The organism is Vibrio sp. 10N.261.51.A3 (assembly GCF_041471965.1).
Lineage (GTDB): Bacteria > Pseudomonadota > Gammaproteobacteria > Enterobacterales > Vibrionaceae > Vibrio > Vibrio crassostreae_C.
Genome location: NZ_JBFRPK010000053.1, coordinates 1 through 22,062 on the forward strand (window position 1 = coordinate 1; position 22,062 = coordinate 22,062).

General features: G+C 45.2%; 17 protein-coding genes. 5 read left to right on the forward strand and 12 right to left on the reverse strand.

Features of this window, described 5'->3' with window-relative positions; all coding sequences use genetic code 11:
* Positions 1-70 precede the first annotated feature (70 nt).
* From AB4371_RS13680 to AB4371_RS13730, 11 genes are all read right to left on the reverse strand, one after another.
* Complete coding sequence (locus AB4371_RS13680; RefSeq protein ID WP_372130448.1) at positions 71-1,483, reverse strand: NUDIX domain-containing protein; 1,413 nt, start codon at positions 1,481-1,483, stop codon at positions 71-73.
* Positions 1,484-1,569: 86 nt separating this feature from the next.
* The gene (locus AB4371_RS13685) at positions 1,570-2,049 is read right to left on the reverse strand and encodes a GNAT family N-acetyltransferase (protein ID WP_009846623.1); all 480 of its coding nucleotides are present in this window, start codon (positions 2,047-2,049) and stop codon (positions 1,570-1,572) included.
* 221 nt (positions 2,050-2,270) lie between these two features.
* Positions 2,271-2,672, reverse strand: a complete 402-nt coding sequence (locus AB4371_RS13690; RefSeq protein WP_017062298.1) for a glycine zipper domain-containing protein — start codon at positions 2,670-2,672, stop codon at positions 2,271-2,273.
* Between the two features lie 236 nt (positions 2,673-2,908).
* Positions 2,909-3,355, reverse strand: a complete 447-nt coding sequence (locus tag AB4371_RS13695) for a hypothetical protein (protein ID WP_050648228.1) — start codon at positions 3,353-3,355, stop codon at positions 2,909-2,911.
* 147 nt (positions 3,356-3,502) lie between these two features.
* A complete protein-coding gene (locus AB4371_RS13700) occupies positions 3,503-5,407 on the reverse strand; it encodes a propionyl-CoA synthetase (protein WP_372150105.1) in 1,905 nt (634 codons plus the stop codon).
* Positions 5,408-5,525: 118 nt separating this feature from the next.
* A complete protein-coding gene (prpF, locus tag AB4371_RS13705; RefSeq protein WP_372130446.1) occupies positions 5,526-6,698 on the reverse strand; it encodes a 2-methylaconitate cis-trans isomerase PrpF in 1,173 nt (390 codons plus the stop codon).
* Positions 6,699-6,707: 9 nt separating this feature from the next.
* Positions 6,708-9,362: a Fe/S-dependent 2-methylisocitrate dehydratase AcnD gene (acnD, locus tag AB4371_RS13710; protein ID WP_372150108.1), complete on the reverse strand. Its 2,655-nt coding sequence runs from the start codon at positions 9,360-9,362 to the stop codon at positions 6,708-6,710.
* A gap of 101 nt (positions 9,363-9,463) precedes the next feature.
* Positions 9,464-10,678 (reverse strand): 2-methylcitrate synthase, encoded by a 1,215-nt coding sequence (prpC, locus tag AB4371_RS13715; RefSeq protein ID WP_372150110.1) that lies wholly within the window; start codon positions 10,676-10,678, stop codon positions 9,464-9,466.
* Positions 10,679-10,824: 146 nt separating this feature from the next.
* Positions 10,825-11,721: a methylisocitrate lyase gene (gene prpB / locus AB4371_RS13720; RefSeq protein WP_065204711.1), complete on the reverse strand. Its 897-nt coding sequence runs from the start codon at positions 11,719-11,721 to the stop codon at positions 10,825-10,827.
* Between the two features lie 96 nt (positions 11,722-11,817).
* Positions 11,818-12,537: a GntR family transcriptional regulator gene (locus tag AB4371_RS13725; RefSeq protein WP_102393494.1), complete on the reverse strand. Its 720-nt coding sequence runs from the start codon at positions 12,535-12,537 to the stop codon at positions 11,818-11,820.
* A 392-nt stretch (positions 12,538-12,929) separates the two neighbouring features.
* Entirely contained in the window at positions 12,930-16,103 is a 3,174-nt protein-coding gene (locus tag AB4371_RS13730) for an HD domain-containing phosphohydrolase (RefSeq protein ID WP_372150113.1), read from the reverse strand.
* Between the two features lie 499 nt (positions 16,104-16,602).
* On the opposite strand from AB4371_RS13730, the gene AB4371_RS13735 reads away from it, so the two are divergent.
* The 5 genes from AB4371_RS13735 (at position 16,603) to AB4371_RS13755 (ending at position 21,220) form a co-directional block, all read left to right on the forward strand.
* Complete coding sequence (locus AB4371_RS13735) at positions 16,603-17,574, forward strand: tripartite tricarboxylate transporter substrate binding protein (protein WP_102393492.1); 972 nt, start codon at positions 16,603-16,605, stop codon at positions 17,572-17,574.
* A 245-nt stretch (positions 17,575-17,819) separates the two neighbouring features.
* Positions 17,820-18,320, forward strand: a complete 501-nt coding sequence (locus AB4371_RS13740) for a tripartite tricarboxylate transporter TctB family protein (protein WP_004733594.1) — start codon at positions 17,820-17,822, stop codon at positions 18,318-18,320.
* Between the two features lie 10 nt (positions 18,321-18,330).
* A complete protein-coding gene (locus tag AB4371_RS13745) occupies positions 18,331-19,851 on the forward strand; it encodes a tripartite tricarboxylate transporter permease (protein WP_012603793.1) in 1,521 nt (506 codons plus the stop codon).
* A 192-nt stretch (positions 19,852-20,043) separates the two neighbouring features.
* Positions 20,044-20,802, forward strand: coding sequence for a sulfite exporter TauE/SafE family protein (locus tag AB4371_RS13750; protein ID WP_102333369.1), 759 nt, complete (start codon positions 20,044-20,046; stop codon positions 20,800-20,802).
* Positions 20,803-21,028: 226 nt separating this feature from the next.
* Entirely contained in the window at positions 21,029-21,220 is a 192-nt protein-coding gene (locus AB4371_RS13755) for a hypothetical protein (RefSeq protein WP_017059711.1), read from the forward strand.
* A gap of 149 nt (positions 21,221-21,369) precedes the next feature.
* Here AB4371_RS13755 and AB4371_RS13760 read toward each other — a convergent pair whose 3' ends face one another.
* Positions 21,370-21,783 (reverse strand): VF530 family DNA-binding protein, encoded by a 414-nt coding sequence (locus AB4371_RS13760; protein WP_010438513.1) that lies wholly within the window; start codon positions 21,781-21,783, stop codon positions 21,370-21,372.
* Positions 21,784-22,062 lie beyond the last annotated feature (279 nt).

The following is a 22,062-nucleotide window of genomic DNA, read 5'->3' on the forward strand; positions in this document are numbered from 1 at the left end:
CCATGCTCGGCGCACAATGACAAAGGCTGTGCACTGCACAGCCTTTTTGATTTTGTGTTAGTCGAGTCGCTTACTCTCTTTTCCATGGCAGACGAAATGCCACCACACCAAACAGAATCAAGATTGGGAAACGTAACGTTTCAACAATAAATGAAGCAATACCGCTGAAAGAGACAAAGCTTCCAGCCCAGCTAATCAGCAGATTTCCCGCTAACAACATCGCCATCACTCCAAGAACGATCTTGAATGAGAACTGACCAACCAAAGGTTTCGAGTCTGTTAACGTCACTAGGCATGCAATCGTCATCAAAATCGCCACCCAGTATGAGAATGTTGGCAGTGGCCATATCACCGTCAGAACAATCGACAGTAAGCACAATGCCCACCAAACACCTTTAGAACTCAATAAGGCGCTAATATCAACATCCGGTTTCGCGTCTAATCTCACGATATGCCACGTCGTTAAAGCGCCTAATACGCCACCCATTAATACATCACTAAAAAACGCACTACCTGAATAAGACTTAAATAGCATGATCCACAGCAGGCCAGCGAGCACTACCAGAATGGCTTTTTGCTCCAAGAGGCGCTTTAGTTTCCAAAAGACTAACAAGGTTAAACTGACCCACAAGGCAGCCAACAGACTTGGAAAACTATACCCACTGCTCATCACCAGTTTCAATGTTGGCAAGTAAGCGTGTGGACGTGGAAAACCAAAACCTTGGTGCGCGATTAAAGTAAGTAGTGTCACCGAGATCAAAGTGAAGCCAAACTTCAACGCGAAGTTACGGCCAAAGTACCAAGCAATTAACGGCAATATCACAATGAAAATCCATGGCTTGGCCAACAAGTCAGTCAAAAGCACAGTATTCGCAAATACGCTTGGCATCTTATCGAACGTGTTTTGAAGTGACACAATCCAATTTAATTCAACTTGATGGACTTTGGGTGCCGCGCCCACCAGCTCAGTCACATACGTCACCGGTTGATCTGTCGCAGATAAAAACAGCTCGTTAATCTCAGACCACTGTTCTGGGTAGCGGTATTGGTGATCTTGCAATTCAGTAGGAGGAAGTAACATCGCTCGGCTGACTTCCACGCCATAATGAGGAGCAAACCAAATCGGCAGCTCAAAGCCACCTAACTCATTTCGAGCCTTGTAACTGATCACTTCAGAGTCAGAAATACAATCAAACACGACGGCACTGTCGGTATAACCTAGCACATCACCGACCGTTACCGACAAACCAGCCTCTTCCCACGTTTCACGTTGCGCCGCGACGGCTGGCGGCTCACCTGAAACAACAGTGCCTCCCGGTAGAGACAATTGACCGGTGATCAACTCATCAACCAACACGATTTGGTTATCAGCACGTACTACACACAAGGCGCCCGCGATATGATCGGGCAAAGTGTCGTTTGCCCAAGCGGAAGTAGTACTCAAAAGAGACAGTATGAAAACTAATAAATATCGAATAACCAACGAGTTTACCTAAAAAATAATAGAAGAATATTGAAGACTGCTGTTGCAGTTGAACTATTGTAATCAAAGCCACACAAAATCGCTGTCTACGTTTTGTGCAAAGCCTTCCTCATCCATTGAATGTGAGGTGTGAACCCCATTTTTTGATAGAAGTCCTTGGCAGGCGAGTTAAAGTCCCAAACTTCTACAAAGACTTGTTCAACCCCATAATCATCAAAAGTACTTTCAACTTTGTTAAACAACTTTTCAGCAATCGATTCTTTTCGATAATCAGGCAAGACAAACAGTTCATCGACACTTCCCATCGGCACTGGTTTGCTGACCGTTGAGATAAGCTCACAAAAATGCCCAGAGATAAAGCCAACAATGAGCTCTCCTTTTAATGCCACATAAACCAAACATTCAGGGTCATCCAAGTATCGTGCAATGCTTTTTTCCTGCTCAATCTCTTCTGCCGTTTTAAAGTGCTCTGGGCTAGCAAGGTGGTGGTGATGGTGGAGATCGAACATTAACTCGTTAAGTTGTTCTAAATCCGCGTGCTTTGCGGCCCTTAAGGTGACATTCATGACTATTGCGCTTCTCAAACCAAATTAATATCTAAACTGAGTCTAGTTTACTTGGCGTGAGTATCTATACAAGTTATTGAATTAATTCATTGTTTGAAGTGTGTATTTTAGATACAAAAACGGCCACATTACGTGGCCATTCTGTTTGAATGATTTTGAATTAAACGAATATCGAAGCTATGGCTTTTGTTGTAGCTGTGGTTTTTACAGTAGCTATAGCTTTATGCACCGTTATCTTCTTTCTCTTCTTTGAGATCAGCAAGCTGTTGTTCCAGTTCAATAAGCTTAATTTCCGCCTCTACTTCCGCAACTCGCTTTTCTGCATCAGTGCGATTGTCTTGCGCTAGACCATCAGCAGTAACTTGGGTTCGTTGTGCGTTTCTTGCATCGTCCGTATCTTTCATTGAACCCGCAACACCACCGGTCACACCACCTAATGCAGCGCCCTTAACGGCTAAACTCGCATCTCCAGTTAGAGCGCCGGCTGTTGCTCCTAATAAAGCACCACCTACCGCACCACGATTACGTGCGGCATTCTCATTTTCGTTATCCATTGCTGGTGATGCGCAACCAGAAAGAGTCACAATCAGTGTCGCTAAAAGAAAAGGTTTAGTGAATTTCATAGGAGTCTCGCTTAGTTCTTCGTTTGGAGTAGAGCCATCTTAAGCACAGCCGTTAATGAAATAAATAAAGCCACGTTTAGACGATACATCATGTTCAGTTATGTATCATTCAACCATCGCATAAGTGCTTATTGATATATATCTTTGAGCTCGCCTTAGCCTGACAAACAAAAAAGGCGACCAATAAGGTCGCCTCAATCGCGCTTTCTCTATAATTCTTGCCTTTCACATATCTCTTAGCCTTTAGACCAAAAGTTTTGCATGTTTGCTACGCTAGGTGGAGGCCTAACACCACAATCTCGATAATGATTTTTATCGCCGATCCCCAGTATCTTGCCATTTTCGTCATCAATCATAGCCGCAACTTTAACACCGTCTCCCACATGGCGAGTCAACACAACAATTTCACCAGCTCTTTCAGACCTTACTGCGCCTAAGATTTGATATTCGTAGCGGCCTTTCCTTGAATTAACGATCATCTTCGAGTTAATAGGGTCGGCTTCATATCCCACACCAATATCAAAAACCGCTTGATAGAGATCGACGCCAGTCTTTGATACACATTTAAATACCTTGGGATGACTCAAAGGTTCTAACAACGCTCTACTCGCTTCATCCTTTGAAATACTGGCACTAGCAGCACCACTGACCAATAAAGCAATCAACAAAAAGTAAGCTCGCATAAAAAGACCTCAATATGTGGGATTCATAATGAAGTCATAGTAAACGCAATGGATAAGCGGATGAATAAAGTAGAGTTTAGGTAAACCATCACGCCGGATTATGTATAAATCAACAAGCCGAAGGTGAGATTACCTAAACTGCGACGTCTATTTGCCGAGCTTTTCAGCAATTTCAGTTAAGCTGGTAGGGTCGTCAATAGTTGAAGGCACCACATATTGTTCACCTTCTGCGATCTGCCGGATCGTTCTACGTAAGATCTTACCTGAGCGTGTCTTAGGTAACCTCTCAACAACCAAGGCTTGCTTAAAACAAGCTACCGCGCCGATCTCATTACGAACCTTGCCAACCAATTCCCTTTGCAACTCAATGCCATCGACTTTTACGCCATCTTTTAACACAACTAGACCTAAAGGAAGTTGTCCTTTTAAGTCATCGTGAATACCGACTACCGCGCATTCTGCAATGGCTGGGTGACCACCCACGATCTCTTCCATTTCTCCCGTCGACAGACGGTGCCCCGCCACATTTATCACATCGTCGATACGGCCCATGATAAATAGATAGCCGTCTTCATCAAGGTAACCGCCATCCCCCGAGACGTAATACCCTGGGAATTGGCTTAAATAACCCGATTCAAACCTATCGTGGTTACGCCATACCGTCGGTAAGCAACCAGGTGGAAGTGGTCGTTTTAGTGCCACGAAACCTTGTTGGTTAGCTTGTGCAGGCTCGCCTAACTCATTGAGGATCTCCACTTGATAACCCGGCACAGGTTTAGTTGAAGAACCCGCTTTCACAGGTAAAGACTCAAGTCCTGTAGGATTAGCTGAGATAGCCCAACCAGTCTCAGTTTGCCACCAATGGTCGATAACTGGTTTATTCGTCTGAGATTCAACCCAGTCCAACGTTGGTGGGTCTAAACGCTCTCCTGCCATGAAAATCGACTTGAGCGATGATAAGTCATACTTGGTGAGTAACTCGCCTTCAGGATCTTCTTTCTTGATAGCTCTAAATGCCGTTGGCGCAGAAAATAACACATCGACGTTGTACTCTTCACACACACGCCAGAATGCCCCCGGATCTGGCGTTCTAACTGGCTTTCCTTCAAACAAGATGGTTGTGCAACCATGAATCAATGGCGCATACACAATATAGGAATGCCCCACTACCCAGCCGACATCAGAAGCCGCCCAAAACACACCATCTTGCGGCATATCGTAGATAGTGCTCATCGAGTATTTCATCGCGACCGCATGACCACCATTATCGCGCACCACGCCTTTTGGCTTACCCGTCGTCCCTGATGTATACAAGATATATAGTGGGTCAGTCGCTAGAACAGGCACACATACGTGAGGCAAAGCATCCTCAACAGCTTGCTGCCAAAGTACATCGCGTTCATTGTTCAATTCGGCTAGAGACTGCTCTCTTTGGAATACCACCACTTTCGCAGGCTTCCAACGACTGTCCATGATCGCTCGATCAACCATCGGCTTATATGGCAGGACTTTATTTATCTCGACACCGCAGGAGGCAGTAATCAAGACCTTCGGTTCAGCATCTTCGATACGAACGGCAAGCTCATGAGGAGCAAACCCACCAAACACCACCGAATGCACCGCGCCTAGTCGAGCACAAGCCAGCATTGCCATCGCCGCTTCAGGAATCATCGGCATGTAGATCACCACACGATCACCTTTGGTCACGCCTTGCGTGGCTAACATACCAGCGACTTTAGCCACTTGGTTACGCAATTGATTGTAAGTGTACGAGGATTGAGTTCCTGTAACTGGAGAGTCGTAAATCAGTGCGGTATTGTCACCTCGCCCATTTTCACAATGGTAATCAAGCGCGAGCCAGCAGGTGTTCATCACCCCATCAGGAAACCAACGCTCAATTCCGTTATCGTCAGTTTGTAATATCGTTTTAGGTGACTCAAACCAATCAATTGCTTGTGATTGTGTTTCCCAAAACGAATTTGGGTCTTCCCTCGCCCATTGATACTCGGTGATGTAATCTGTTTTTCTAGTCATTCGATTCGTAGCAGACATAGTGCCTCCTCCATGATTTATCCATTAGTCCAAGCGACTAGCTTTTAACAGTTTCACTTGGGTGCACTCTTTTCTCAGCGTTGTATTCGTGAACATTTAACCGTTCACGACAATCGCTTTACTTGGGAAAAGGCACACGAATGGCACCTTCCATGATCACTCGGGCACTACGACTCATAATCACCCTCTCTATTTTCCACCCACTTTCGGCCTGCAGCGCTTTCGCACCTACCTTTAAGGTTCCTGACGGGTGTCCAAAGGTCACGAAATCACGACTTCCCTCACCGGCTGCCAAGTTCACTAAGGTGCCAGGAACACTTGCCGCTGAAGCAATAGCAACCGCAGCCGTACCCATCATGGCATGATGCAGTTGCCCCATAGACAAAGCACGCACCAGAAGGTCTGTATCTTCGACAGCAACCGATTTTCCACTGGAAGCTTGGTACGCTTGAGGCTTAGCAACAAACGCAACTTTAGGTGTATGTTGGCGTGATTCTGCTTGTTCTAAAGAATCAATAAGACCCATCGCTACTGCACCATGTGCTCGTATGGATTCAAACAGAGCCAAGGCTTTGGTATCACTATTGATATCTGATTGAAGTTCAGTGCCTTGGTAACCAACCGATTCAGCATCAACAAAAATGGTGGGTATCCCAGCATTAATGTATGTCGCTTTGATGCAACCCAGATCGGGAACATCTAAAAAATCGACAACATTCCCTGTTGGGAACATAGAGCCACTCGCATCGGCGGGGTCTAGGAAATCAACTTGGATCTCAGCGGCGGGGAAAGTCACACCGTCGAGTTCAAAATCACCTAACTCTTGAACTTCGCCACCAGCGATAGGTACATGAACAATAATGGTTTTCTCTATGTTCACTTGCCATACTCGCACCTCGACCACACCGTTTTCTGGAATACGATTCGAGTCGACTAGGCCACTATGAATAGCAAATGGGCCCACTGCAGCAGACAGATTGCCGCAGTTACCACTCCAGTCCACAAACGGCTTATCAATGGCAACTTGGCCGAATAGGTAGTCAACATCGTGATCGGCTTTACTACTTTTCGAAACAATCACGGTTTTACTGGTACTGGATGTTGCACCACCCATACCATCGGTTTGTTTGCCATAAGGATCTGGACTACCAATCACGCGCAGAAGTAATGCGTCTCGAGCTTCTCCGGCAACTTGCGCAGCTTCAGGTAAGTCACTTAAGTTGAAAAAAACGCCTTTGCTTGTTCCGCCCCGCATGTAGGTAGCAGGTACTTTTATCTGTTTGATGTTCATAACTAGCTCCTACTGTGAAAGAAAGTCTTTGGCAAAACGCTGCAACACACCACCAGCGCTATACACATTCACTTCATCTGCGGTATCTAATCGACAGGTTACTGGCACATCAAGCTTTTCACCGCTTTTACGAGTGATCACTAAAGCCAAGTCTGAACCTGCTTCAATGTCGCCGTACACGTCGTAAAGCTCGGTACCGTCCAATTCTAAGGTATTGCGATTGGTCCCCGCTTTGAATTGCAGAGGCAACACGCCCATGCCAACCAAGTTGGTTCTGTGAATTCGTTCAAACCCTTCAGCAACAATCACTTCAACACCCGCTAAACGCACACCTTTGGCTGCCCAGTCCCGTGAAGAGCCTTGCCCATAGTCTGCGCCAGCAACGACAATCAAAGGTTGCTTGCGATTCATGTAGGTTTCTATCGCTTCCCACATTCGCGTAACTTGACCTTCAGGTTCAACTCTTGCTAATGAACCTTGCACGACTTCTCCAGCGTCCTTCACCATTTCGTTAAACAGCTTAGGGTTGGCGAATGTTGCTCGTTGCGCGGTTAAGTGATCGCCTCGATGGGTCGCGTAAGAGTTAAAGTCCTCTTCCGGCACTTCCATTTTGGTGAGGTATTCCCCCGCAGCGCTCGAAGCGAGAATCGCATTTGAAGGGGATAAGTGATCTGTGGTGATGTTGTCACCCAAAATCGCTAAAGGTCTCATACCAGATAGGCTTCGCTCTCCCGCCAGAGCTCCTTCCCAATAAGGTGGTCTGCGAATATAGGTACTTTGAGGTCGCCAGTCATAAAGCGGTTCAGTAGTCACCTGTTCCTCGTCTGGCTGGAACATTTTCACGTAGATTTGTTGGAATTGCTGAGGCTTAACATGTTCACCGACCACTGCATCGATCTCTGCATCACTCGGCCACAAGTCACTTAAATAGATCGATTTTCCGTTGCTGTCTGTACCTAAGCTGTCTTTTTCGATATCAAAGCGAATCGTACCAGCTAAGGCATAAGCGACGACCAATGGCGGTGATGCTAAAAACGCTTGTTTGGCATAAGGGTGAATTCGACCATCGAAGTTTCGATTCCCCGATAGCACAGCGGTTGAATATAGGTCACGGTCGATGATCTCTTGTTGAATTTTAGGATCCAACGCACCACTCATTCCATTACAGGTTGTGCACGCATAACCGACGATACCGAAGCCTAGTTTTTCCAGTTCAGGCAACAAACCGGCGGACTCAAGATAAAGCTTGGCAACTTTTGAGCCTGGCGCGAATGACGTTTTTACCCATGGCTTACGAACTAATCCAAGCTGATTGGCCTTCTTCGCAACCAATGCTGCGGCGACGACATTTCTTGGGTTACTGGTATTGGTACAAGAAGTAATCGCCGCAATGATCACGGCACCATCTGGCATTTGTTCATCAGAATATTGTTCAGCGTGTTGCTCTTTCCAAGAAGCTTGGCTGATGCCTTGTTTGGCAAGTTCACTGGTTGGTAAACGACGATGTGGATTGGATGGCCCTGCAAGGTTGCGCTCAACTTTAGACAAATCAAACTCAAGCACACGTTCGTATTGAGCGGAATCTAAATCATCGGCCCATAAGCCAGTTTGCTTAGCGTATAGCTCAACTAACTCAACGTGTTCAGGCTCGCGTCCTGTCAGCTTTAGGTATTGTATGGTCTGCTCATCGATGTAAAACATACCGGCTGTTGCACCATACTCTGGCGTCATGTTGGAGATGGTTGCGCGGTCACCAATGGTCAGTGCACGAGCCCCTTCACCGAAGAATTCCAAATAGCTTGAGACCACTCTCTCATTGCGAAGGAACTCAGTAATCGCAAGCACAATATCCGTTGCAGTTATCCCTTCTTGTCGTTGACCCGTCAGTTTAACGCCTACAATATCAGGCAATCGCATCATCGACGGACGACCGAGCATCACTGTCTCAGCTTCCAAGCCGCCCACACCAATCGCAATAACGCCCAGAGCATCAACGTGCGGTGTATGGCTATCGGTACCAACACAAGTATCAGGAAACGTGATGCCTTCTTTAGATTGAATAACTGGAGACATTTTCTCCAAGTTAATCTGGTGCATGATCCCGTTACCCGCTGGGATCACACTCACGTTTTTAAACGCGGTTTTACACCATTCAATAAAATGAAAACGGTCTTCGTTTCTGCGCTCTTCAATCGCGCGGTTTTTATCAAATGCTTCGTTATCAAACCCGGCATGTTCCACTGCCAAAGAGTGATCAACAATCAGTTGAGTTTCGACAACGGGGTTCACCTTGGCAGGGTCTCCGCCTTGGTCGGCAATCGCATCGCGTAAGCCAGCTAAATCAACTAAAGCGGTCTGACCTAGAATGTCATGACACACCACTCGCGCAGGATACCAAGGAAAATCTAAGTCGCTCTTGCGTTCAATGATCTGTTTTAAGCTGTCTTCAAGGGTTTCAGGATCACAGCGTCTTACTAATTGCTCTGCCAACACTCGCGACGTATAAGGCAAGGTTTTATAAGCGCCCGGGGATATTGCTTCTACCGCTTCGCAAGCGTCGAAATATTCTAAGCCCGTTCCCGGTAGAACCTTTCTGTACTTTCTATTTTCAAGGCTTGCATTTTCATCAAGGCTCTGGTTTTTCTCAACTTTCACATCAGACATACATCCACCATTATCTGTTAAATTCTATTCGTTGGTTCTTGAGGCCTTGTCATATGAAGACGGAAGTCACCTCAAGACATAAGTCGGCTCGATATAGAGAACTAACGTAAGTAGATTGGTAGCCAGTCTTGATGCTCTGGGCCGGTGTAGTCTGCACTTGGACGAATGATGCGATTATTTTCTCTCTGTTCGAACACGTGCGCCGTCCAACCCGTAAGGCGGCTCATCACGAAGATAGGAGTAAACAATTTGGTTGGGATGTCCATGAAGTGGTAAGCGGAGGCGTGGAAAAAGTCCGCATTACAGAACAGTCCTTTCTCGCGCTTCATTACCGCTTCAACACGCTCAGAAACGGCGTAAAGCTGTTCATCTCCCACCTCTTGAGCTAGCTCTTTTGACCAGCGCTTGATTAGAGCATTTCGTGGGTCGCTTTCGCGATAAATCGCATGACCGAAGCCCATGATTTTGTCTTTGTTAGCAAGCATCTGCATGATGTTAGTTTCTGCTTCATCAGCGGTTTTCCAATCTTGGATCATTTCCATTGCCGCTTCATTCGCACCACCATGCAGCGGGCCTCTTAGTGTGCCAATTGCTGCTGTAACGCACGAATGAATATCAGACAGGGTTGATGCACAAACCCGAGCCGCAAAAGTAGAGGCATTAAATTCATGCTCGGCATAAAGCGTTAGCGAACAGTGCATTACCTTCTTATGCAGTTCACTCGGTGCTTTGTCCGTTAGCATCTTCAAGAAGTAACCACCCAGACATGCTTCGCTTTGATCTTCAGTGTCAATGCGCACGCCATCATGGCTAAAGCGGTACCAATAACAAATAATCGCAGGGAAAAGCGCAAGCATTCGTTCGGTCGCGGGGAGTTGCTCAGAAAAATCAGACTCTTGCTCTAGATTACCTAGCATTGAACAACCCGTTCTCATCACATCCATTGGATGAGCGTCTGCAGGGATAAGCTCTAGTGCTGCTTTCAAAGGTTGAGGCAAGCCACGTAAACCAATCAACAACGTTTTGTAATTGTCTAACTCTTTTTCACTGGGTAAGTGACCCCTTAGTAGCAGATGCGCCACTTCTTCGAACTGAGCATGATTAGCAAGGTCGGTAATATCGTAACCACGATAAGTTAAACCCGTTCCTGACTGGCCTACGGTACATAGCGCGGTGGTTCCCGCACTTTGGCCACGTAGACCAGCACCACCGATTGCAGGTGCGCTGGCTGGTTTGATTTCGGGTTTTTCGCTTTGTTGTTGGTTTTCTGTTGAAGCCTTTTCGACAGCTGCTTTATCACTCAAAGATACAGACATGGTGAACTCCTTTTCTGTGTTAGCCGCCTGCACTCTTTGGTGCTGCCTGTTTATATGTCCGATGATCTTTATGATCGGTACTGGATATGGCGACTAACCATTTCACGTTATTGGATTAAGTTGATTTTTGATTAATTGAAACTGGTTTACCCTTCACTTGAAAACAACTGATCAAGCTTGTTTTCGTAGTCGTGGTAATTCAGGTGTTCGTAAAGCTCTTTACGGGTTTGCATTGAATCCAACAGAGCTTCTTGATTGCCTTCAACTAACAAGTGCTTGTAAACATTCTCCGCCGCTTTGTTCATCGCACGGAACGCACTCAATGGATAAAGCACCATGTCGACACTTGATTGGGCCAACTCATTACAGTTGTAGAGTGGCGTTTGGCCAAACTCAGTGATGTTCGCAAGAATAGGCACGTGCTTACCCGTTGCTAATTTCAACGCCGCCGAGAACTTCACGTATTGGTCTAGCTGATTCATCGCCTCAGGGAAAATCATGTCAGCGCCCGCTTCAACACACGCAATCGCTCGTTCAATCGCACTATCAATACCTTCAACCGCCAATGCATCCGTACGCGCCATAATCACAAAGCTCTCATCGGTTCTAGCATCGGTTGCCGCTTTGACTCTATCGACCATCTCTTGCTGGCTCACAATCGCTTTATTTGGTCGATGACCACAGCGTTTCTGGGCCACTTGATCTTCCATATGAATTGCAGCTGCGCCTGCCTTCTCCATAGCGCGAATGGTACGTGCAATATTGAATGCGCCACCAAATCCCGTATCGATATCCACCAGCAATGGCAGATCACACGCGTTGGTAATACGTTCAACATCCACCAACACATCGTTCAATGTCGTAATACCTAAATCAGGCAAACCATAAGACGCATTGGCGATACCTCCACCCGACAAATAGATCGCCTGATGCCCTAAGTTCTTTGCCATCATCGCGCAATACGGATTCACCGTACCGACGATCTGCAATGGGTCGTTGTCTTGCACAGCTTGTCGGAACTTAGCTCCTGCTGATAACTTCATAATGACGCTCCCTGTTAATTGTTAATTTCTAATCTTTATGACTACTGATGTTTAGCTCTCGCCAGCGAAGAACCGCTAGCAAATACCAGTCGCCAATTAATCAAGATCTTTGGATTGAATTTGTTGCTCTATAAGTAATCGGCTTCCCGAGATGTGTCTTCGCATTAGCATTTCTGCTAGCTCTTCATCACGGTTGCGAATCGCTTGTAGGATGTATTTGTGTTCATCGAGCGCCTCTTTGGGCCGAGACTGAGCCCTAGGCGATTGATAGCGGTACATGCGTAATAGGTGATAAAGCTCATCACACAGCAGCGAAATGAGTTTGCTGTTACGACTCGCTTTAATAATGCGGTAATGGAAATCGAAATCCCCATGTTGATGAAAGTAAGAAGAACCTTCGACTTCATCGATGTATTTTGAGTGTGTCGACAATAATCCTTCAAGCCCGACAAGCTCTTCTTGTGTGATATGTCTTGCTGCTAAGCGAGCCGCCATGCCTTCCAATGCCTCTCGTACCGCGTACAACTCGAGTAGTTTGTCTGCCGAAAAAGTAATAACTCGAGCCCCTACATGAGGAATGCGTTCAATCAAGCCAAGCCCTTCAACACGCATTATCGCTTCACGTAATGGGCCTCGGCTTACCTCAAAGCGTTTAGCCAGTTCAGGCTCCGAGATCTTACTGCCCGGTGCTAATTCACCGTTAACAATCGCCTCAACGAGATACTCTGTCAGATTTTCCGACTTGGTGTTTTCTTTGTTGCTCACACGTGTTTTCGTGTTTGCACTTAAGGTGAGATCTTTTATCGCAGTATTCATATTCACGCTGCTCACTTCTGATTGCCGACCCTAACTGTCAACAATTTCATAACATGAACATAAAATACACGATTGAATTGTCGACAATCAAGCCAATTGTCGACAATTTAGACTAAGGTAGTATTTTTCATAGACGATTAAAACTAATCCAAAAGGACACTACAAACAACTCAACCATCTGTTATTTATCGATTTAATCAGAGTAAGAGTCACTAACCCCCTATCTACCCTAAAATCATTTGAAATCGATATGTCGACAACTTATAGCCGAAACTTGTCAAAAGCAGCCCCCTTCGTATCTATCCACCAGCTCACCGATAAACAGATATAAAAAAGGCGCACTCATGTGCGCCTTTCATTCATCGAACCCGTTCTAACAAGCCAACCTTTAATCAAGCTATCTGACGAGTAACTTCTAGGTATTTGTTGATATCAACGAAATCAATTTGTTCCGGTTTGAGATACTCTTCTGCATAACGCAGGTGAGTACCGCTGGTTAAGAACAATCTAAACAGTTCGATATCGAGATGCTCGTCCAACGCCATTTTGTACATGATGTCGACAGCAACACTGATTGGCTTCGCTTTCTTATACGGCCTATCCGCAGCGGTTAATGCCTCAAAAATATCGGAGATCACCAGAATACGTTCTGGAATTGAAAGATCGTCGCCAGTCAACTTCCTTGGATATCCCGTGCCTTTGAGTGTTTCGTGGTGCGTCGAAGCATAGCGAGGAACACGGCTTAGCTCTTTCGGGAATGGCAGATTCTCAAGCATCTTAATCGTGCCAAGCATATGCTCATTTATCTTGAATCGGTCTTCAGCAGTTAACGTACCACGTGCAATGCTCAGATTGTAGACTTCGCCTAAGTTGTATAGATGCTCCGGCACATCCATTTTGATTTGATGTTTCGGGTCAAACTCTAACGGCCTATCTCTTTTCACTATATGTTCAGGCTTATCACTTAACAGCAGCTCTGTCGCTGGCAAACTTGAACTCGATTCTCGATTCAAGGCTTCTATCGGTGATAGACCAAGTTGATCATCAAAGTTACGCATCCAAGTCGTCTCAGCTATCGAACGAATGCGAGCAACTTTGTCGTCACTCATGAACTCACCACCAACGTTTGATATCGCGATAAAGGCAAAGTCATCTTGTAGCTGCTGTTTCGTTGCCGCAAGCTCATCGGCTATCAGTTGCGTTGATAGAGTACCTTCAAGTTGTTTTCTCAAAGCAGTGATTTCCGCATCACGCCAAAGTACTTCAAAACGAGTTCTCACCTCGTGGATTCGGTTGTAGTTCGCTTCTAGCTTCGTACCTTTATCGACGATGTGTTCCGGTGTCGTGATCTTGCCACAATCATGAAGCCAAGCCGCAATTCTAAACTCACGGCGTTCGTCATCATTTTTAAACTCAAAGTCTTTGAAGTGCTCAGATTGTGATTGTTCAGCCGCGTCAGCCAACATCAAGCCGAGTTCTGGTACACGATTACAATGCCCTGCCGTATAAGCGGACTTATCATCGATCGCTTGAGCGATGAGCTTGATAAACGACTCAACAAACGCCTCTTGCATCTGTTCATGTCGTTTAATCTCCATAGCCATATCTTTTACGGCAACAGATAATTCCCACACTTCTTTGATTCGAGTATCAAGAATTGTCACGTTGTCATAATCACGCAGCTTAACCTTATGAGTCTCTTCCTCTAATTGGCGAATTGGATGCACTATCGGCGCACCAAAAGTCCAAGCAATAGGCAACGTCAAACTCATCAGTAACACCGTTACACCAACAGAGGTTGCTAGACGTTTATTGACTGTACTGAAGATTTCAGATTCGGGAATCAATACCGCAAAATATTCAGAGTAGTGTTCGCCCGTGTCTATTTTCTTTAAATAGAGATGCTTGATCTCGCCATTCAACTCTACCCTTACCATACTGCCTTCAACCGTTGCTTCCTTAGTCAAATCATAAAGTTCAATATAAGGAACCGTCGTATTCGTATTAAAGCCGGTATCATGGAGCCACTTTTTCGCTAAGGTATCAAGTTGTTCATCACTTAACCTGCCGATAGCTTTGTCAATAATTGGAAGCAATTGCTTATGCTTGCTCTGCAACACCAAATGGAATTGATTTGAGTAGTTCTGTTTTAGATCTTCTAGAGCCCCATTTACAACAAGGCCTGGTTGGAAAAACCTATCTAATGCAAACGAGAGTACGGGTTCAGCGTCTAAGAATGCAAAGTTCTCTCCGCTTTCAATTGAATCAAGTGCGGACTCTAGGTTTTCAAACTCAACTAAATCAATATTCGGAAAGCCTTCCCTTAGCTTAGGAATAATTGACCACCCAGATAAAATGGCCACTTTTTTATCCTCAAGCTCGGCATAATTAGTAATAATCTTCGCGTCTTCTCTGGTCACGATAGCAAACGGTAAATCATAGATTGGAGTGGTGTAGAGGCCGGTTATGCCATTATTTTTATAATTTTGCACCGATTGCAGCCCATCTATAGTTCCTTCTTGAAACTTATTAACAAGCTCTCCCCAAGAAAAACCATTCACAAATTCAAACCTGATCCCAGTCATACCACCAATCATTTTGAGAAGGTCTATCGCATAGCCGTCTGGTCTTCCCGCCACTGAAAAGTCCATCGGCCCCCAATCATTTTGATTAGACACTAAAAGCGGAGGAGTATCATTAACCAAGGCTTTTTGCTCAGATGATAGCATCAGTTTTGATACATCAAACTCCGATTCCTGATTATTAACCTTGAGGTTAGACGCAATAATGTTACCCGATTTCGAATATAAGAAAGACTCAACCTTACTATCTTCTGCTAATCCAAGCGCCGTACCTGATAATTTGTTAGCCAAAGAAGACAGCACAATATCAATACCAATCACATGTTGAATTTCAGATTCGATTTTCGACTCAAACGCTAAAGAATAAGTTTGTCCGGTAATTTGTAAATGCTGAAAAAGATATGGCTGAGTTTTTTCGACCGACAGAACATTGGCAGCAACATACCAAGGCCTGGTCGTTGGAAAGTAGTTGCTCTGCTCCGTAGTTGAGCTTCTGAGGGAAAACTCTTGGTCAAAGTATTTCGTTGTCCGGACTCGCTCCTGCCCTATATTTTGAATCTCAACCACAACCCAACGATCCGTTTGTTGTGCTCCTATTTTTTCTCTAACGACAGGGGCAGATTCTAGGTTAATAATTTGGAAGAAATTTTCATCGGATGAGCCAATGTAAATACTATAAAAGAGAGGGTTATCTTTAATGGCTTCAGAAAGAATACTACGCGACTCTTCTTTCGATATTTTGTTACTGATAGATCGTTTCACTGTAGCAAGTAAACGCGCGGTGTTGGCTGCGTCAGAGTCAATCGCGCCGATATAATCACTCAGGTCATGAGATACCATCGTCAACTTTGACAGAGTATTCTCCGTCGCCATTTTTTTACTGAAGTAGTATTGAAGAGAGACCGCAACCACAGCCGTTAGCACAGTCGCGAGTATGAACATTGTTCCAACGGTAAAGCGTAACGAAATTTTTTTTAATGCCATTATTTCATCCTTGAATAATCGCCAACTCCAAAGTTAACAGCCTAGCGCAATCAATACCGCTTAAGTTGCATATCAACTATAGTAACTCATTATTCCACATCTAAAATCTAACACCTCTATACACCTGACTCTTTTGCAGAAATAGTTATCGTAGTCACATCTAACAATATAGACCAACAACCAATGCACTCGAGTAGAAAACGCTAGTTAAATCCAACCTTTGTCAATGAATTCAATCATTCTGAGACAATAACTACGATTTTAGAATCCAGATATCATTCAACAGTAAATGGACAAAAACACGTTACCGTGAACTTTATGAACAATATTAATCCAATGTTCTTTATTCTCAATATCGCCGCATTACAGACATTTCATTAACACACCGTTAACTTTAGCTTCATCTGCTAAGCAATATCCTACTCATCTGTTTAGTAGCTGGAAATAAAACATAAGTTTCTCTCCATTGAAGAGATCCCCTACATAAGGAACGTGAACCATGTTCAAGGCACTGAAACCTACTCTTGCGGCTTCTATCATCGCAGCAACCTTTTCTTTCAACACTTTTGCTGCTGACGTAGAAAAAATCCACTTCCTAATCCCTGGCGGCGCTGGTGGTGGTTGGGATATGACAGCTCGTGGTACGGGTGATGTATTGGTGAAATCAGACATCGTAGAAAATGTCTCTTTCCAAAACCTGTCTGGTGGCGGTGGCGGTAAAGCGATTGCTCACCTAATCGAAACAGCACAACGCCAAGAAGACACGCTAATGGTGAACTCAACGCCTATCGTTGTTCGTTCACTAACAGGTATCTTCCCTCAATCTTTCCGTGACCTAACTCCGGTAGCAGCAACCATTGCCGATTACGGCGCAATCGTCGCTCCTGCGGATTCTAAGTACGACACTTGGGAAGACGTCGTTAAAGAGTTCGAAACCAACCCACGTAAAGTGAAGATTGCTGGCGGTTCAGCTCGTGGCAGCATGGACCACCTTGTAGTAGCGGCAGCGTTCAAAGGCGAAGGTTTTGATGCGAAGAAAGTACGTTACATTGCCTACGATGCTGGCGGTAAAGCGATGGCGGCACTGCTTTCTGGCGAAACACAGCTGCTTTCAACGGGCCTTGGTGAAGTACTAGAGATGTCTAAATCTGGACAAGTAAAAGTACTGGCAGTAACGGCACCAAAACGTCTTGAAGCGGCACCAGATATCCCAACACTAACTGAGTACGGCAATGAAACTGTATTTGCGAACTGGCGTGGCTTCTTCGCGGCTCCAAACACAAGCCAAGCGAAGATCGACGAGTGGAATGTAGCGCTTGGCAAAATGTACAAAACCGATGAGTGGCAAGTGGTTCGTGACCGTAACGGTTGGATCGACAACTACAAAGCTGACAAAGATTTTTACGCCTTCCTAGAAGATCAAGAAAAACAGATGGGCGACCTAATGCGAGAGCTTGGTTTCTTGAAATAACCAACAACCATAGAGGGCCTATGTGCCCTCTTACTCTTTCCTTGTTTCGCCGTGCATGAGTTAACTTCAAACTCCTTTGTTTATTCGTAGACGTATTACTAACGCTTGCCGATTCGTTGTAAACGCAAGTGGCTGATAAACCAGTACCGTAATTCGCTTACCTTTGGTTAGTGATCCCAGACATTTCATTGACTCGCTCATGTACGGCTTTTTTACTTTTTATACCACCCCAAATGGAGTTGGATATGTCGGACTTACCAACCAAATTTCTGAGTAAGGAATCTTTGCTTTCGAAGGATCGCATCGGAGCCATGCTCTTTATGCTTGCATGTTTATGCTATGGCTACCAAACCACGCTGATTCCTTTGTTCCCCGGTGACGAGTACGAACCCTTCACAGCAAGAACCTTACCTATCCTGCTAACGTTTATCGGCATTGGCCTTTCGTTGATCCTGCTTATAACCGGACAGCCGGATAAAAAAGTTACATGCGACACTACGCCGCTGAACTGGAAACTGCTGATTGGCTTCTTGGTGTTAATGGCTCTGTACGGTGTTGGGCTGACTTATCTTGGCTTTGTTTTAGCAACCAGCTTCTTCTTACTTGCAGGCTTTTACCTACTGGGTGAGCGCCGCAAAGCTGTCTTATTTGGCGCGTCGTTTCCTTTCGTTATCGCGTTCTTTCTTTTATTAACTCAAGGCTTAGATATCTACCTAGAGCCGGGTTTAATCTTCACTCTTTGGTAGGGATAACATTATGTTAGACGGAATTTTACAAGGACTTTCGACCGCCGTGATGCCAATGAACATCATGATGGTAATTGTTGGCTGTTTTGTTGGTACCTTTATTGGGATGCTACCGGGACTCGGTCCAATTTCAGCAATCGCGTTGATGATCCCGATTACATACGGCCTAGACCCTTCTTCTGGCCTAATCTTGATGGCTGGTGTGTACTATGGCGCTGTATTTGGTGGCTCGACGTCATCCATCTTAATCAACGCTCCAGGTTGTTCTTCAACGGTAGTAACCGCATTCGATGGCTACCCGATGGCACAAAAAGGCCAAGCGGGTAAAGCACTTGCACTCGCGGCTTACTCTTCTTTCACTGGTGGCACACTTTCGGCAATCATGCTTTTGATTGCGGCTCCGGCTTTAGCCAGCGTGTCATTGAGCTTCCAGTCTTCAGACTACTTTGCGTTGATGCTATTAGGTTTATCGGCAGTAGCGGCGTTTGCGGGCCCAGGTCAGGTAATCAAGGCATGGATGATGACTATTCTTGGTTTGATGCTATCAACTGTAGGTATCGACAAAGGTGTTGGCGTTGAACGGTTCACTTTTGGCCTTACGGATCTGATGGATGGCTTTAGCTTCCTATTATTAGCGATGGCAACATTCGCACTGGGTGAAACCTTGATGGGTATTCTAAAACCAGAGCAAGACACCAGCGCGGAAGAAAGCCAAAAGATGTCGGATATTGGTAGCATGAAGGTCACCAAAGAAGAGTTCAAAGAAGTGGCACCAGTTTCAATTCGATCTTCTATTCTCGGTTTCTTTACCGGTGTTCTACCGGGCGCAGGTGCCACTATTGCGGCATTCCTAAGCTACGGTATGGAGCGTAGCCTCGCGCCAAAAGACAAGCAGAAAGAGTTCGGTAAAGGCAGTATCCGTGGTCTTGTTGCTCCTGAATCAGCAAACAACGCCGCTTCAAGTGGTTCATTCGTTCCGCTACTAACGCTGGGTATTCCGGGCTCTGGTACAACTGCGATTATGCTTGGTGCATTGATTGCCTACGGTATTCAGCCTGGTCCTCGCTTGTTCGTTGAACACCCAGACGTATTTTGGTCGGTGATTATCTCGATGTACTTTGGCAACATCGTGCTGGTTATCTTAAACCTACCGTTGATCCCATATATCTCTAAACTGCTAGCGGTACCTAGAACGGTTCTACTGCCAATGATTATCTTCTTCTCAATCACTGGCGTGTACTTGGTGTCATTCAACACGATGGACGTATTTGTGATGCTACTGGTAGCGATGGCTGCGATAGCATTAAGGCTAGCCAACTTCCCATTGGCACCATTACTGTTAGGCTTCATATTGGGCGGCTTGATGGAAGAGAACTTAAGACGAGCATTGATGATCAGCGATGGTGAGTTGAACTTCTTATGGGAACGCCCTATTACGATGACCTTCACTATTCTGGCGGTATTGGTGCTGTCTAGCCCGATTCTAGTGAAACTATTTAAGAGTTTTAGAGCGAAGCCAGTAGAAGTGTAAAGCTTTATCGAATCAACTAAACCTCAACGAAAGGAGCCATTGGCTCCTTTTTTCATTTAAAGCCTCAATTAAAACCAGCGGTTAAAGATGGTAGCAAACTCACAAACCTATCTTTACAACACACATGGCGCTGATATTCATAACAAATTCAAGTAAGGTAACCAGTTAGTTAACGTATTGGATTCTAAAACTATGGATTGGTTGATTCTATTCTTATCAGGGGTGGTTGGCGGTGTGCTTAACTCCATTGCGGGTGGCGGCAGCTTCATCACTTTCCCTGCTTTGTTATTTGCTGGCGTTCCACCAATAGCAGCCAACGCGACCAACACCTTTGCTTCATGCGCTGGTTACATCAGTGGTGCTTACGCACTGCGCCACGAAATTCAATCTGGTACCAAACAACTCAAGCTCGTTGTTGGGCTATGCGTAATTGGCGGCGGCATTGGTGCATTTTTACTACTACACACACCAGAAGCGCTATTTACCCAATCCGTACCTTGGTTATTACTGTTCGCCGCTCTGCTTTTTACCTTTGGTGGCACTCTCAACAAATGGCTAAAGAAAGTAACCGCTAAACATAAGCACGCCACCAGCGCAGGGGCGTTCTTTTCCGCTGTATTGCTTTTGATCGTGTGTGTTTATGGTGGTTATTTTAATGCAGGCTTAGGCATTGTGACATTGAGCTACTTGGCGCTGGCTGGTTACACCAACATCAACGTGATGAATGGCATCAAACTGCTCGTGTCCGCGTGTGCTTCCCTCGCAGCGATCGTATTTTTTATCGTCAATGGTTCGATTGATTGGCCGTCTGGCATGGCTGTATTATTGGGTACATTGGTTGGTGGTTATTATTCAGCAAAAATCTCTCGCCGCATCCCTCAACACTATGTTCGAACCACAGTGATCATCGCGAGCTTTTTGATCACCGCTTACTTTTTCTATGCTAATTAGACGTTCGGTTTAATTAGACTTGCAACTGAAAAGATAAAGCCAAAAGACTCCACCCTGCTCATACCGATTTGGCTATTTTATTACTTATAAAATAGCCAAGCCAAAATGTGTGAGACGAGTCCTTCAATTAGCAAATTTGATAACAATTTAGACTGTTTTTTAGCCTTTATTTTGCCAAAGGTAGGATAATTCTCCTGTCGAAAGTGAGACTTCATTAGGAGGCGTTATGAACACTAAACTCGGTCATGTCATGTCATCAAGTCGACTCATTTGCTTTGTCGCTTTTCTTGCTGCCACATTCGCGTGGATCTTAAAAATGCCCGCTCTGTTTTCTGTGTCAGCGCTATTCTTACTGGTCAGTGCGATCGTTTATGTCACCGATCTTTGGAAGAATCAAAGAAAGAACCGCGAAGCTTAGCCAATTACGGTTTAATCGAACGAATTAAAAAAGGAGCTCATAGGCTCCTTTTGTGTTTTTCGCTTATCTAATTAGCCGTGCTAATCGCCGACGCCTTATTTAGCGACGGTTCTTTCTAGCGACGTCTTCTTGTTAACGACGCCTTCTTGTTAACGACGGAAGTTACGACCGTTACCGCCGCGGCGCTCTTTAAATGCAGACGCAGCTTTAGCTTGAGAAGCGTGGATAGACTCAACCGTTAGTTCCATTGGCTCACGAGGCTCTAGCCCATGGCGGAATGTACGTGAACGCGGAGGCATCTGGTATTCGATGTCCGATGCTTTAGGCATGCGCTTGAAACGGTAAAGGTAGAAGTTTTCAACCTTCTCACGAGCCCATTCGGTTTTCTTCAGGTATTTAACTGCGCTTGCCACTGTAGGCTTAGTGTTAAAGCAGTTCATACGCATTGCCGCATCTAAAATTTCCCAACCATAATGATCCACTAATTCAGTGATCATGGTTTCAAGCTTTAAGCCGTGTAGCGGGTTATTTTGTTGCAGTTCGATTCTTTCTTCTTCAGTCATAACATTACCTTTTTCAAGGCAACTAAAGGCCTTGAATTTACTCTAGAACACCGTCATCACTGACCATTTCTAGCTCAATCACTTGGGCATTACATCCATTGCCCTTATTTATGCCTTTATGATGGCATAAAGCATACTCGTTATCCTATTTATCTTTGAAATTAATTTCGAATTGGTCACTTAACACCCTACCTTAGCTCGCTATACAGACTAAGACATTCTGTGAACAAAATTTCCCCTTAAAGATTATGAGACTGGTTTAACTTAACAAAACCTACG